General features: G+C 55.7%; 14 protein-coding genes. 3 read left to right on the top strand and 11 right to left on the bottom strand.

What is annotated here, in order from left to right:
* On the bottom strand, positions 1 to 1,090 hold a 1,090-nt coding region (locus tag SFLMC1_RS02460; RefSeq protein ID WP_154063896.1), incomplete at its 3' end, for a hemolysin family protein.
* Between the two features lie 107 nt (positions 1,091 to 1,197).
* A complete protein-coding gene (gene trhA / locus SFLMC1_RS02455; protein ID WP_187323830.1) occupies positions 1,198 to 1,881 on the bottom strand; it encodes a PAQR family membrane homeostasis protein TrhA in 684 nt (227 codons plus the stop codon).
* Positions 1,882 to 2,067: 186 nt separating this feature from the next.
* Between trhA and SFLMC1_RS02450 the strand changes: the two genes are divergently transcribed.
* The 3 genes from SFLMC1_RS02450 to SFLMC1_RS02440 all read left to right on the top strand — a co-directional run bounded on the left by SFLMC1_RS02450 (position 2,068) and on the right by SFLMC1_RS02440 (position 3,452).
* Positions 2,068 to 3,033: an alpha/beta hydrolase gene (locus tag SFLMC1_RS02450; RefSeq protein ID WP_152074496.1), complete on the top strand. Its 966-nt coding sequence runs from the start codon at positions 2,068 to 2,070 to the stop codon at positions 3,031 to 3,033.
* 67 nt (positions 3,034 to 3,100) lie between these two features.
* The gene (locus SFLMC1_RS02445; RefSeq protein ID WP_152074495.1) at positions 3,101 to 3,283 is read left to right on the top strand and encodes a hypothetical protein; all 183 of its coding nucleotides are present in this window, start codon (positions 3,101 to 3,103) and stop codon (positions 3,281 to 3,283) included.
* Complete coding sequence (locus SFLMC1_RS02440; protein ID WP_187323829.1) at positions 3,276 to 3,452, top strand: hypothetical protein; 177 nt, start codon at positions 3,276 to 3,278, stop codon at positions 3,450 to 3,452. Before SFLMC1_RS02445 ends, SFLMC1_RS02440 begins: the two co-directional genes overlap by 8 nt.
* 402 nt (positions 3,453 to 3,854) lie before the next feature.
* Here the strand turns inward: SFLMC1_RS02440 and lacG are convergent, their stop codons facing one another.
* The 9 genes from lacG to SFLMC1_RS02395 all read right to left on the bottom strand — a co-directional run bounded on the left by lacG (position 3,855) and on the right by SFLMC1_RS02395 (position 13,564).
* A complete protein-coding gene (gene lacG, locus SFLMC1_RS02435) occupies positions 3,855 to 5,273 on the bottom strand; it encodes a 6-phospho-beta-galactosidase (protein ID WP_152074494.1) in 1,419 nt (472 codons plus the stop codon).
* Entirely contained in the window at positions 5,270 to 6,784 is a 1,515-nt protein-coding gene (gene ascB / locus SFLMC1_RS02430; protein ID WP_152074493.1) for a 6-phospho-beta-glucosidase, read from the bottom strand. Before ascB ends, lacG begins: the two co-directional genes overlap by 4 nt.
* A gap of 2 nt (positions 6,785 to 6,786) precedes the next feature.
* Positions 6,787 to 8,133: a PTS sugar transporter subunit IIC gene (locus SFLMC1_RS02425; protein ID WP_152074492.1), complete on the bottom strand. Its 1,347-nt coding sequence runs from the start codon at positions 8,131 to 8,133 to the stop codon at positions 6,787 to 6,789.
* Between the two features lie 74 nt (positions 8,134 to 8,207).
* Complete coding sequence (locus SFLMC1_RS02420) at positions 8,208 to 8,516, bottom strand: PTS sugar transporter subunit IIB (RefSeq protein ID WP_152074491.1); 309 nt, start codon at positions 8,514 to 8,516, stop codon at positions 8,208 to 8,210.
* 49 nt (positions 8,517 to 8,565) lie between these two features.
* On the bottom strand, positions 8,566 to 8,880 hold the full coding sequence (locus SFLMC1_RS02415) for a PTS lactose/cellobiose transporter subunit IIA (RefSeq protein ID WP_152074490.1): 315 nt from the start codon (positions 8,878 to 8,880) through the stop codon (positions 8,566 to 8,568).
* Between the two features lie 11 nt (positions 8,881 to 8,891).
* Entirely contained in the window at positions 8,892 to 10,772 is a 1,881-nt protein-coding gene (locus tag SFLMC1_RS02410; protein WP_152074489.1) for a BglG family transcription antiterminator, read from the bottom strand.
* A gap of 424 nt (positions 10,773 to 11,196) precedes the next feature.
* On the bottom strand, positions 11,197 to 11,376 hold the full coding sequence (locus SFLMC1_RS02405; protein ID WP_152074488.1) for a hypothetical protein: 180 nt from the start codon (positions 11,374 to 11,376) through the stop codon (positions 11,197 to 11,199).
* Positions 11,377 to 11,431: 55 nt separating this feature from the next.
* Positions 11,432 to 11,752, bottom strand: coding sequence for a hypothetical protein (locus SFLMC1_RS02400; RefSeq protein ID WP_152074487.1), 321 nt, complete (start codon positions 11,750 to 11,752; stop codon positions 11,432 to 11,434).
* A 606-nt stretch (positions 11,753 to 12,358) separates the two neighbouring features.
* Positions 12,359 to 13,564, bottom strand: a complete 1,206-nt coding sequence (locus SFLMC1_RS02395) for a DUF362 domain-containing protein (RefSeq protein ID WP_152074486.1) — start codon at positions 13,562 to 13,564, stop codon at positions 12,359 to 12,361.
* Between the last annotated feature and the right edge of the window lie 327 nt (positions 13,565 to 13,891).

The raw sequence follows: 13,891 nt of genomic DNA, 5'->3' as shown, positions 1-13,891 counted from the left end.
AAAACCCCCCATCGACGAGCCACTCACGGCGCGAGAGGCGCGTGAGATACTTGTTGTCGGGGTCGAACTCGTCCTCGATCTCTCCGACGATCTCCTCGACAATGTCCTCGATGGTGATAATGCCGGCCGTGCCACCGTACTCGTCCACGACGACCACGATCTGGTCGTGCGAAGTCTGCATCTCGGACAGCAACGGCAGGATATCCTTGGTGTCGGGCACAAAGGTGGCGTCGCGCAGATAATCGGCGATGGGCTGGTCGCCCTTGCCGTCGAGCGCGGGCTGGATCAGGTCCTTGATGTGCGCGATGCCCGCGACGTTGTCGGGGTCCTCGTGATACACCGGGATGCGGCTGAAGCCGGTCTGGCGCATGGTGGACAGCACGTCGGCGACCGTCTCGTCGTCCTCGCACATGGTGGTGTCCACGCGCGGCACCATGACCTCGCGGGCAACGGTGTCGCCCAGGTCGAAGATCTCGTGGATCATGCGCTTTTCCTCGTCGAGCAGGTCGTCCTGCTCCGAGACCATGTACTTGATCTCTTCCTCCGAGACGTTCTGACGGTCATCGGCGCTCTTGATGCGCAGGATGCGGGCCAGGCCATCGGAGCAAGCGCCGGTCAGCCACACGAGCGGATGGGCGATCTTTTGGAACACGGAGAGCGGTCCCACGACCTGCTTGGATACGCCCTCGGCGTTAGCGAGACCGATGCGCTTGGGCACGAGCTCGCCGATCACGATGGACACAAAAGCGACGGCGACGGTGATGATGACCGGCGCCAGGCCGCGCGCGATGGCGGAAAGCGGTGCGATGCCAAAGCTCATGATCCACGCGGCAAGAGGGTCGGACAGGCTCGTCGACGCGACGGCGGACGAGGCAAAGCCCACGAGCGTGATGGCGACCTGGATGGTGGCCAACAGCTGATCGGAATCGGCGGCGAGCTGGACGGCACGCTCGGCGCGCTTATCGCCCTCCTCGGCATCGTGCTCCAACACGGCGCGCTTGGCCGTGGTGAGCGCCATCTCGGACATGGAGAAGTAGCCGTTGATAAGCGTCAGGACGAGCGTGGTAATGAGGGAGATGGTTATGTCCATCGGGAGTTTCTCGAACCTCCAAGATTCGGGACGTTGGCAGGAGACGTAGGTAGCGAACAGCGCAATTGCGCCGGTCGACCGCGCGAACGGGGTCGTGGGCGCGATCGCTAGATTACGAAGAGGATCACTGCCATGAACTGGAAGATGCTGCCGGCAAGCACCCACAAGTGGAAAACACTGTGCAGATAGCGCACATTTTTGGCGATATAGAACGGCACGCCCACGGTATAGCACACGCCGCCGACGGCGAGCAGGGCAAGCGCGACGGGGTTCAACAGCGCCACAAGCGCGGGCAGCTTAAAGACGACAAGCCAGCCCATCAGCAGGTAGACCAAGCCGCTTACCCAGTGTGGCTGACGCTCGCGCAAAAAGCACTCGAGTGCGATGCCGATGATGGCGATGGCCCACACGGCAAAGAACAGTATGGCCCCGCCGTCGTTTGCCAGCGTGATAAGGCAAAACGGCGTATAGCTGCCGGCTATGAGCAGGTAGATGCAGCTGTGGTCGATGATGCGAAACACGCGCTTGGCACCCGCGGGCTGAATCGCGTGGTAAAGCGTGGAGGCCAAGTATTCGAGGATGATACTGACGCCGTAGACGATCGCCGCGGCCATATGTGCCGGTCCTCCGCCGCGCAGGGCAGCGAATACGATCAGAAGCACGAGGCCTGCAATGCCCAGCAGGCATCCGACACCATGGGTGACGGAGTTCATAATCTCCTCGCCCACCGTGTACTGCGGAACGGCCGCAGCCTTAGGTCGCGGCTTGGAACTATCGCTCGAATCGGACATGCCGGTTACATCCTCCAACGTAAATGGTTCTCAACACTATATCAAAGCGTCTGGATACGTGCGAAATTTGCACCTTACGTGACCCTTTGTTTACCCATTCTTTGCTTGTTGACGCATCAACGGCGAACGTCCATAATGCGCTTGTTTTAAATGTTGAGGTATTAACATCTTATAGGAGAGCGACTAATGGCTCAAAATACACGCCCCCACCGAGGGCTCAAGATCGGTCTGGCCGTTGCTACGGTACTCATTGCCGCGGCGCTCGGGTTTGCCGGCAACTTTTTGTTTGACTTTGCCCTGAACCCGCGTGCTCCGTACACCATGAAGATGATGCAGGACGGCAAAGACGCCAAAGAAAGTGAGCAGATGGACGTCGAGGAGACCGAGGCGCGGGCGTGGTTTAAGGAAAACCGCGAGAGCAGCAGCCTCACCGCGGACGACGGGACCGAGCTTGCCGCCTGGTATTTTGCTGCGTCGGAGAGCACGCACGACTACGCCGTCTGCCTGCATGGATATACCAACGAGCCCATCGGTATGGCCCGATACGTCAAACGATTCCATGACCGCGGCATGAACGTACTCGCACCCGCCGCCCGCGCCCACGAGCGTTCCGGCGGCGACTATATCGGCATGGGCTGGCCCGAGCGCCTCGACATCGTCGCATGGATCGGGCAAATCGTTCAGGCCGACCCCGAGGCGCGCATCCTGGTCTTTGGCGAGTCGATGGGTGCGGCAACCGCCATGAACGTCGCGGGGGAACCTCTGCCCGCAAACGTGAAATGCATTATCGAGGACTGCGGTTATACGAGTGTTTGGGACGAGTTTTCTCTGCAGCTCAAGGACGTGTTCGGCCTGCCCAGCTTTCCCTTGCTCGATGTAGCAAACTTGGTGTGCAACGTGCGCGCAGGCTACGACTTTCATAAGGCAAGCAGTGTGGAGCAACTCAAACACGCCACGGTTCCCATGCTGTTTATCCACGGCGACCAGGACACCTTTGTGCCGTACGGCATGCTCGACCAAAACTACGACGCGTGCGCCAGCAAGGTCAAGCAAAAGCTCACCATCCATGGCGCCACCCACGCCAAGAGTGCGCAAGTTGACCCCGAGCTCTACTGGAGCACGGTCGACAACTTCCTCGACAAGAATTTTTAGGACATTTTTTGAGCCTTACGATTAGGCTGCGCCGCGCGGGAGCGGCGCAGCCTGCGAGGAGGTTGCCATGGTCAGGGTTCGTCTCGAAGGTCTGCCCGATGAGGTTCACCGCACCGCCAATGCGATGCGGGCGGCGGGGTGCGTGCTTGAGCGCTCTCGCGAGCACCCGAACCGCGGCGAAAGCCGCCATGTGCGGGTATATCTCGAATGTTACATTCCTGAAGGTTTGGAGGTGAGCCGCCATGATTGAAATTGATGGCATCGAGTACCGCACCTCAGTGCAATGGGAAAAGAAGCATCGCCATGTGAAAAAAGCCAGCTCGGGAAGGGTGTGGAGCACACTTAGCGCTCGCTTTGGAGGCGCAAAGCCGGGCTGGTCGTTCAGCGGGTCGTGGACCACGTACCAGCTGTCTTTGTAATGGCAAATCTCGCGGGCGGTGTCGTTCTCGAGAGCGACTCGCCAGGATTCGCAAACGCGATTTTTGCCGAGAACCCAAGAGCGTGGCCTGTACGATTCGATCTCTTTGAATTGATAGACGGTGCCGTCGTACCACTTGATTCCCCAAGGGACGTACTCACCGTCGGGGCGGCACTCGACTAGGGCCGTGACTAGGCGGATGGATTTAGAGTCTGCGGACAAAGACGCCTCCCGTGCAATGCGAACTTATGTTCTATTATTGAGCGGGAGGCTTGTCGTGGCTGCGGGCTCTTCGGCGTACCGCGGTAATCTGGAGGTCCTGAATCAGATCGGGCAGGGAATGGTTACGCGAAGCCAGGCCGAAGAAATTCACAAGGTATCGGTGATAAGGTCATCACCGGCTCTAGTCAATAGTGCTTGCGATCTCCTTCGACCATAGGGCACTCTTCTTGATGACACGACGCTGTGTCTCGAAATCGATATAGAAAAGGCCGTAGCGTTTGTTGTATCCATTCGACCAAGAGAATTGATCCTGGAGAGACCAAACGAAATAACCTCTCACGTCCACGCCGTCTTCACGAGCTTTCAGGAGAGCATCCAAATGCTGATCGATGAAGTCGATCCTATCATCGTCATCGACAAAGTCACCGGCTGCGTTCAGCACGTCTTTGCTTCCAAGGCCGTTTTCCGTGATGTAAATCGCGGGATGGGCGGGATAGTTCGCATCGACCTGTCGAAGAATGTCGTACAGACCTTGCGGGTAGATATTCCAATCCCAGTCGGTTGTCGGAACATCAGGGTTCTTGACGAGTTCCGCTATGCCCTTCATGCGGAGGGTCGTCGTTCCCTTTTCGCCGGTCGCGTTGTACTTGGAACGATTTTCACCTGCATAGGCCTGTACGAACTGCGGCTGATAGTAATTAATGCCGAGGTAGTCGTTGAGACCAACAGCCGCCTGCATCTCATCGTAATCTCCGTCTTCTTCTGAGAACGAAGCCTCCTGCACCCCACATATCTCCTCAATGAGTGCGCTGGTGCGATCCGTGAGTTTGCCGAAGAACGTTAAATCAAGCAGGAACCTATTCAGATAGGCATCCCAAAGCTCGGCGGCATGTCGGTTGTCGGGTGTATCAACGATTGGATACACGGGTTTAAGCGCGTGTATGACTCCAATGCGTCCTTGATGTCCGCCTTCCTTGAAAACCTTGACAACGCGAGCATGGGCAAGCGCCATGTTATGCATAGCCTGGAAAGACGACGAGAAATTGAACAGATCGGCTGGGGGGAATTCAGCTACAACATATTGGATAAACGCCAGGCTAATCGGTTCATTGATCGTGAACCACTGGGAGACCTCTGTGAACTCCTCGAAGCAGAACTGTGCGTAGTTTACGAAGGAATCGATATTGGCGCGATTCAGCCAATCTCCCCGACTGAACATTCCGATTGGGGAATCGAGGTGATGTAGCGTTACGTACGGCTCGATTCCATGTTTGCGGCATTCAGCGAACAACTCGTGATAATACTTGACGCCCACGGGATTCGGGTCACCATCAGTATTCGGAAACACGCGAGCCCAGGAAATCGAGATGCGCAGCGCTTTGATGCCATGCTCGGCAGCGAGGCGGATATCTTCTGGGTATCGGTGATAGAAGTCGCTTGCGGGATCAGGCAGGAAACGACCCTTCGAAACGAGAAAATCGTCCCACATGGTCTTCCCCATGCCATCTTTGCCCGTCGACCCCTCTACCTGGTAGGCGGCAGTGGCGGCCCCCCATACAAACCCCTCGGGCAACCGCTTGACGCGCTTGAGCAGTGTCATCGTTCATCTCCTCCATCCTCAGAGAACAAGCTGGCACCGTTTGTCTCGATCACTTTCCGATACCAGTAAAAGCTCTTCTTCCTGGTGCGATCGTAGGTACCTTTTCCGTCATCATCTAGATCGACATAGATGAAGCCGTAGCGCTTTGACATCTGATTCGTCGACGTCGACACGACGTCTATGCAACCCCATGAGGTATATCCCATGACCTCGACCCCATCGTCAATCGCCTCCGCGATAGCCCGGATATGACGGCGGAAATAATCGATGCGGTAGTCGTCATCGATAGAGCCGTCGTGGTTGACGACGTCACGGGCACCCAGGCCGTTCTCGACTATGAACAGCGGCTTTTGGTACCGATCGTACATATCGACAAGGGCGTAGCGCAGGCCATCGGGATCGATCTGCCAACCCCATTCGGAAACATCGAGATAGGGGTTCTTAACGCCCGTAGCCAGATTGCCGCACACCTTTTCTCGGTCATCCGCATCAACAGAATCGACGAGCGACATATAGTAGCTGAAGGAGACGAAGTCCGCCGGGTAGCACCGTAGAATCTCTTCATCACCCTGTTCGAATCTGACATCGATGCCATGCTTGTCCCAGTAGTCGAGTATGAATGCTGGATACGCTCCACGGGCCTGAACATCGGAGTAAAAGTAGTTCTCGCGATTCGATCTCTGGGAAAGCAACATGTTCTTTGGATTGCAATTCTCAGGATAGGTTAGGGTCCGCGTGATCATACATCCCATCAAGGCATCAGGATCGATCTCGTGTAGCTCTTTCGTCGCGAGTGCGGCTGCGACAAATTGATGGTGGACGGCTTGGTATATCACCTCTTCGAGGTTGGCATCGGCGAAACGGTCTGGAACGATCCCCGCGGTCACGTAAGGATGCCTGAAAATCGAGTCGATCTCGTTGAACGTAATCCAATACTTCACAAGGCCCTTATATCGCTCGAAGCACACGCGCGCGAAACGGGCGAAAAGGTCGACAAGACAGCGGTCGTACCACCCTTGATAGTGGTTTGAAAGATACAGTGGCATCTCATAATGATGGAGCGTTACAAGCGGCTCGATTCCATGTTCGCGCATTGTTCTGAACACGTTCTCGTAGAACGAAAGCCCGGCCTCGTTCGGCTCTTCCTCATCGCCCATGGGAAAGATTCGAGCCCATTGAATGGACACGCGCAGGCACTTGAAGCCCATCTCGGCGAATAGAGCGATGTCCTCGCGATAGCGATGGTAAAAATCAATGCCGTGTCGTTTCGGATACATAAGCTCGTCATCCGTTTGCATCGCCTGGGCGATCTCCTCGGATGTAATTCCATGCTGGGCGCTGTAATCCCTTGGGTCGATGCCGGGTTTATAGCGGGAAACATCCGCAACGGTAGGGCCCTTGCCCCCTTCTCGCCAAGCGCCCTCGCATTGGTTCCCGGCGATGGCCCCGCCCCAAAGGAAACCTTCGGGAAAGGGAGACTCGAGATGATGGAAAGCGATACTGGTGTCCATGGCTAATTGACTCCGTAGGTAGCGTCGACTTCTGCTTCCTCGAGGGTAGCAGCCTCCTGTTCTTTCTCCTTCTCCTGCTGCAGTTTGGCCTGGCGGTTGGAGATGAGCACAAATGGGGTCCAAATCGCAGTCGTGACGGCGATGCAGATGATTTGTACCACAACGCCCTGCCAACCGTGGCTGATGAAGGGAGAGATCAGAACTGGGAGACCCAAGGGCACGTCAACGGTGTTGCACGGCAGGAATCCGATGTTCGTGGCGAACATGGCAATCGCGGTCGAGATGGGCGATGTGATGGCAAGGGGAATCGCGAACGTCGGATTAAGCACGACGGGCAGGCCGAAGTAGACGGGCTCGGGGATACCGCAAACGGTCGAGGGAAGTCCGAACTTCGCGACCTCACGATAATCGTCGCGTTTTGAGAACAGCATGATCGCGATGATGAGGGAAAGGATGCAGCCCGCTCCTCCGGGGACCACGAAGTTCATCCAGAAGCCGTAGGTGACCGGCTGATCGGGCACTGTGCCAGAGCTGGCGGCAGCGATATTCGCCGCGATGGCGGCGGCCATCAGGGGATTGCGGATGGGCGAAATGACCAAGCCGCCGTGAATTCCCAACACCCAGAAGAGCTGCGAGATGAGAACCACGAGAACGATACCGACGGGGCTCTGGAACATGATCTCCAGAGGGGTCTGCAGGAACGTATAGATAAAATCGTTTACATACGTACCCGTCAGGCTCTTGAATGCGATTCCGAAAATCGAAGAGCAGAGCAGCGTAATCAAAATCGGAAGCAGGACGTTGAAGGAAGTCGCGATCGCGGGAGGCACCGAGTCAGGCATCTTGATCTTGATGCGATCGATCTTCGTCAGCTTGCCGAACAGCTGAGAGTAGACGACGGCGCTGATCATGCCGATGAACAGACCCTGAGCGCCCAAGATGCCCGTTACCAGTCCAGACACCGTCGTTCCATCGGGACCCGGTATGACGTTGGGCACCATGCTGATGTATGCTGCGATGCACACGATACCCGTGATATGCTCGGGGACTTTGTCTCGGCGGGCGAGATTGGTCGCTACCAAAAAAATGATAGGAACCGTCATAAACGACATCGTGCAGTAATTCAGAAGCGTGAACGCCGGACCGAGAGCCGTCAGTGACGGAATCCACTGAGCGAGCCCGCTTGTCGGTGATGAGATCAGGTTATTCAGCAGTGATCCGAGAGGTCCGACGATTACAAAAGGCAGAAAAGTTGTAAACGCGTTCTTAATGCTTGCAAGATACTTGTTGTCATCAACCTTTTCCGCAACAATAAGAATTGCATCCTCAAATTTGTGCGACTTTGCCACAGAAAGCACCCTCTTTCACAAAATGGCTTGTTGCGTCCGCCGGCAGTGCCAGCTGCCGGCGGATTATTTTTAAACTACTTGGACGACGCCACCAGATCCTCAGCTTGCTTGAGAACCGCAGCTCCGTCACAGCGTCCATAGGAGACGGGATCGATAACGCCAATCGGAGCACGCCCTTCAACAATCTTCGTCACCTTGCGTAAAATATGACGTACCTGCGGACCAAGCAGCAAGACATCGAAATTACCCAGCTCATCGGAAATCTGGCCCTGCTCAACAGCCCAGATTTTATAGTCCTTACCCTGGGCCTTAGCAGCCTCCTGCATCTTGGTCACAACAAGTGATGTGCTCATTCCCGCACAGCAGGCAAGCATGATATTCATAGTCTCTCTCCCTTGTTCTCACGCACTTGCGCACTTATGGACAAAATGCTTAGTTAGTACCGTTCTTGTACAGATCGATGAATCGCTCGGCAAGATCGCTTGCGAGTATCGCCATCGTTAGATGGTCCTCTGCGTGCACCAAGATGATGTTCACCTCAACAGAGTTGCCGTTTGCTTCATCGTGTATCAGGTTGAACTGCACTTCATGAGCTGCATGCATCTCGTCTCGAGCCTCTTTAAGCTGAGCGTCGGCAGCTTCAAAATCGCCGTCGGCGGCAGAGTCGATCGCCATAAGGGCGGAAGACTTTGCGTTGCCGGCATGCAAGATAATCTGCATCGCATCCAAATATTTATCCTCGTCCATTCTCCCTCCTCCTATAGATCGTAGTGCCCGTGCAATAGCCCCATCAGTGTCGAAAGACTCTGATGGCTGATCAGCATGTCGATGTCGTGTTCACTGGTAAGCAGCTTGGCCGTGCGCTGATAAAAACCTTGGAGGTTTTTATCGCGCTTCTTGGATATGCTCAACAGGAAAACAACCTGAACATCATGAGTGTTCCAGGAAACAGGTTTATCAAGGATTCCGATGCATACGAACGTCTCATCCGTCACCGCCTCAAAGGGATGAGGGATGGCCACACGATTTCCGAAAGATGTCTCAGCCAGTGATTCGCGCCTCAGTACCGAGGACTCAAATGCATCGGGGATTGGTTTAACGTCGGCGATTCGTTGACAGAGTTCAGAAATGACCTCTTCCTTGCTCTCGCAGTGCATGTGGGTGAAAAACAGATCCTCAGAAAAGAACGAGTCGATGACGTCATCCTGAATGCCGCTGTTCAGGATGTGCTGAACGTTACCGATTTCACTCTCGTCTAGAAAAGAGCTCACGTGGAAGACAGGCATATCGAGCTTCTGTCGAATCGGCACAGTGGTAAAGACATAGTCGATATCGTGCAGGCTTGCCGCGTTGAGACTTCCGGCGTCACAGGTCCTAATCGTTCCGAGCATGCCTCCGAAAGCACTTCGGTATTGATACTCCAGCAGATGCGCGCTACCGGCACCCGATGCGCAAACAATCAGGATGTTCTTCTTGCTCTGTCCGTTTTTCTGTCGCTCAAGTGCGAGAGCGAACGCAAGGGCGATATACCCTATCTCCTCCTCAGAAGGTTTTTGCCGATACCTATCGGCCAGCACGGAAGAGCTGTCAGACGCCATGGAATACGCCAATGGAAACCGTCTTTTTATATCGCTCAGCAGAGGATTGTCGAGATTCATGTGGCACTTCAGTCGCACGGAAAGAGGAACGATATGACGAGCCAGATTGAGACACAGTTCGAAGTCTTCGCGAAAATCGAAACGGAATGACTCCCATACACGCTCAATCATCTGCGCAGCAACACCCCAGGCTTCGCCTAAGATTTCGAAACCTTCATCATCCTTCCCGTCTATATCGACAGTCTGTTTGCCAGCGAGATGAATTGCGATGTAGGCCACCTCTTCAACCGGCATCCCAATATCAAATTGAGCTGCCACTTTTCTCGCGATGGTCTCGGCTATGGCGTATTCGCGCCGCGTCTTAATATCCTTGATCTGAAGTTGCTCCATTGGCACATAGCAGTTGTTTCTTATGCGTTCGATTGCTACAGCGATATGAACAAGAAGATTCTGGTATGCGACCGCATTGATATGGAATTCGCTTTGCACAAGAGCTTGATCGACACACTCTGCAATTTCAACGAGGTCATCCCCAAAAGGGACATCCATTGCAAGGCTTGCCAAGCAAAGACGGTGCATAAACTCGGGACCGATGACCCGAACCCCATGTCTTGGTTTTCTTTCGATCTGCAGCCCGAAACGACCTATATAGTCCTCGGCGGCCTTGAGATCATTCGAAATCGTCACCCTTGAAACATATAAGGTGTCGGCAAGGCGGTCTAGTGTGACCCACCCGTTTCGATAGAGCAGTTCATTTAAAATGAAACGAATTCGACCCTTAGACGTGTCTGGCAGGACATGGGTACTATCGGCATCAGCTTTGAAGATCACGTTGAACGCGTCGTTATCGAGAATCGATAACTCGTATCCCTCTCCGCGTTTCATGTCTATGCGCGCCGTATTATGGAAAAGCTGATTCAGCTGAGAGATGTACGTACGGATGGTACGAGTGCTCACCCCAAGCATCCGGGATAAATCACTTGCAGGAACCGACGGGCTACGCCTGAGCTCCTGAATGATGCGCAACAACTTATCGTCCACGGTTCCTCCTCTCGCTATTGATAATAGGAAGGAACGTTACGCGATACCACAAAGGATATTTCCTTCCAAATGGAAGATGTCCTTATGATTGAGTAGGTGCGTATGCAGGACAAAATGCCCAAGCAGCTCTCCAGCACGGTACATCCAGTTATACGCCGTACCCAAGCCTTGCACGAAAGCGCGCCACCAAATCCGCCAACATAGGTGCCGCCTTGTCGATATCCCCGGAAGGAGGGATCGTCCCCGGCTGTTAAACCTGATGTTTTGTACGGTATGCGTCAGTATGTCTAGCGCGCAACAGCTTTCCGTGCATAGGCCGGAGGTACCTTGATGCCGTCCGGGAGATCGGACTGATGGGCAGATATCGGGAATTGATATTCGGGGATCACTTTTCGCGAGCCTTGTTATCGGCGAGGGCCACGCGCTAGGATTCGCAAGCGCGATCGTTTCCCAACGCCCAGGAGCGGGGTTTGTATGACTCGACCTCTTTGAAGGGATAGACAGTACCGTCGTACCACTTGATGCCCCAGGGAACGTATTCGCCGTCGGGGCGGCGCTCCACGATGGCAGTGACCAAGCGGATTGATTTGGAATCTGTAGACAACAGCGCCTCCTGTGCTATGCGAACTTATGTTCTATTATTGTACGGGAGGCTTGTCTTAGTCCTCGGGAAGCTCGATGGGGTAGCGGACGGTCAGACTGCGGTACTTCCGGCAGAACCCCGACAGCAGGTCGGTCACGCGGTGGCGCTGCCTGTCCCTCGTTTCGGCCTTGATGATGCCCGACATCTCCTCCTCCATGGAGTCGGCCACGAACTTGCGCCAGTTGCGCGCGGACTCGGGCGCGGCCGGGTCGATGTCGAACTGGGCGTCCGCCTCCCCGAAGCCGGCGATCTCGAGGAACCGCTCGATGAGTTCGGACTTGTCGCGCTGATCCGGCGATGCTGCCACCGCGAACATGATCCGCGCGGCGATCTCCACCGTTCCTTCAACTGGGAAACCGGCGCCCCCGGGCCCAGGAAGGGGCCGCGGGGGCGTTCGGCTAGGTGCGGGAACGGCCTATTTGCTCAATGTGTTCGGCTGAGATCGGAAATCGACCCTAGCTATCAAAGTTCATTCATTCATCGTTCACGTAATGTGAAGCACGGCGACAGAAGCCGCTCGGGACGGTTTTCTGAGAATCGAATAAATCGCCGTTGTCGAGCGAACGCCAGTTGGTTATCCGCCGATCGCGGTTCCAAACTGACCACTCACAGTGGACGGCGGCAGCGCCGAAAAAATCTTTTTGAACCCTCGCACGATAGCTCGTTTTAGCTGGGAAAACTGGACGTTTTAGGCGAATATCGACATTTGCAGCTCTAACTGACCCTCTTTTTTCGGAAGTATGCGGCAAAATCTGAACTTGCCGACCAGGCACCTGTTTCGCACCTAATTTACCTGCGGTTTTATGAGTAAAAAATGCCGTGTGCTCGGTAGTCTCAGAATTTGCCGCATACTTCCGAAAAGCCGCCCGTGGACACTGTGCTCGCGGACGGCTTTTGCTCAGCCTACGCTACAAAGGCGCTTGTTTTGTCCAATAGCTAGTCGCTACTTGACCTCGATGAGCTCGTACTCGCTCGTGCCCAGGCCGATCTTCTCGGCATGCGCGATGCACGCGCGCCAGTCGGTGTCGGGATGCGTGATGCAGAAGGGATCCTTGGCCTGCTCGCCCTCCAGATGCTCGTGATTGTGCTCCATCTTGGCCGCGCTATCGGTGAGCTCGGTGTTGGGCAGCGGCTCAGATGCCATGACGGCATCGGCACAGGCCTGGTCGATGGCGACCGGGTCGAAGCTCGCGAACATGCCGATATCGTTGACGATAGGCGTGTCGTTTTCGGGATGGCAATCGCAGTTGGGGCTGATATCCATGGCAAGCGAGATGTGGAAGCTGGGGCGGCCGTCGACGACGGCCTTCGTATACTCGGCGATCTTGTAGTTGAGCACGTCGGCCGCGGCGTCATAGCCGGGCTTGATGGCGTCCTGGTTGCACACGCCGATGCAGCGGCCGCAGCCCACGCAGCGATCGTGGTCGATGGTAGCCACGTGCACCGTGCGAGTCGTGCCGCTGGCAAGCTCGCGCTCGCGGGTGTCGTCGAACGAGATAGCGTTGTGCGCGCAGATCTTTTCGCAGGCACGGCAGCCAACACAGTGCTCGGTCGCGACGTTCGGCTTGCCGGCGGCATGCTGCTCCATCTTGCCGGCGCGGCTGCCGCCTCCCATACCCAAGTTCTTCATGGCGCCGCCAAAGCCGGCCTGCTCATGGCCCTTAAAGTGCGTGAGGCTGATTACGATGTCGGCGTCCATGAGTGCCTGGCCGATCTTGGCCTCGTGCACGTACTCGCCGCCCTCGACCGAAACGAGCGCTTCATCGGTACCCTTGAGGCCGTCAGCGATGATAATCTGGCAACCCGTGGCATACGGGGTAAAACCGTTCTGGTAGGCGGTGTCGATGTGCTCGAGCGCGTTTTTGCGGCTACCGACATAAAGCGTGTTGCAGTCGGTGAGAAAGGGCTTGCCGCCCAGCTCCTTCACGACATCCGCGACGGCGCGGGCGTAGTTGGGGCGCAAAAAGCTCAGATTGCCCAGCTCGCCAAAGTGAATCTTGATGGCGACGAACTTGTTCTCAAAGTCGATCTGCTCGATACCGGCGCGTCGGATGAGGCGCTTGAGCTTGTCGAGCTGGCTCTCGCGAGCATGCGTGCGCAGGTTGGTGAAGTACACCTTAGCGGGCGCCGCGGGTGCAGTTGCGGTCATAGATCTATCCCCTCGGTCTATATGGCGTTACAGACATGAGAGGATGGTACCCGTTGAAGTAGGGTCAAAGTCAAGCGCAACACCGAGTCGTTAGCCGCTCATAGGCGCTCATTGGGGACGTACTTAAATGGCTGAAACTACTCATTGGGGACAGACTTAAATGAGTACCGCTAGGGACGCTCTTTCGCCACCCGCCACCCGGCAGTTGGGGACGTTCCCTTTCTGTCGGCAGTTGGGGACAGTCCTTGCCAACCCGACCGGCGAGCCGACGATCCGACAAAGACTGTCCCCAATGGTTAGTCGTTTAAGAACGTCCCCAATGACTAC

Source organism: Collinsella aerofaciens (assembly GCF_901212495.1).
Lineage (GTDB): Bacteria > Actinomycetota > Coriobacteriia > Coriobacteriales > Coriobacteriaceae > Collinsella > Collinsella aerofaciens_H.
The sequence above is the reverse complement of the archived record's forward strand: the minus strand, read 5'-3'. Positions and strand labels throughout refer to the sequence as shown.

Excerpts from the sequence above, each read along its gene's own strand:
- trhA (WP_187323830.1), bottom strand. The coding sequence starts at position 1,881 with ATGTCCGATTCGAGCGATAGTTCCAAGCCGCGACCTAAGGCTGCGGCC.
- SFLMC1_RS02450 (WP_152074496.1), top strand. The coding sequence starts at position 2,068 with ATGGCTCAAAATACACGCCCCCACCGAGGGCTCAAGATCGGTCTGGCC.
- SFLMC1_RS02445 (WP_152074495.1), top strand. The coding sequence starts at position 3,101 with ATGGTCAGGGTTCGTCTCGAAGGTCTGCCCGATGAGGTTCACCGCACC.
- SFLMC1_RS02440 (WP_187323829.1), top strand. The coding sequence starts at position 3,276 with ATGATTGAAATTGATGGCATCGAGTACCGCACCTCAGTGCAATGGGAA.
- lacG (WP_152074494.1), bottom strand. The coding sequence starts at position 5,273 with ATGACACTGCTCAAGCGCGTCAAGCGGTTGCCCGAGGGGTTTGTATGG.
- ascB (WP_152074493.1), bottom strand. The coding sequence starts at position 6,784 with ATGGACACCAGTATCGCTTTCCATCATCTCGAGTCTCCCTTTCCCGAA.
- SFLMC1_RS02420 (WP_152074491.1), bottom strand. The coding sequence starts at position 8,516 with ATGAATATCATGCTTGCCTGCTGTGCGGGAATGAGCACATCACTTGTT.
- SFLMC1_RS02415 (WP_152074490.1), bottom strand. The coding sequence starts at position 8,880 with ATGGACGAGGATAAATATTTGGATGCGATGCAGATTATCTTGCATGCC.
- SFLMC1_RS02395 (WP_152074486.1), bottom strand. The coding sequence starts at position 13,564 with ATGACCGCAACTGCACCCGCGGCGCCCGCTAAGGTGTACTTCACCAAC.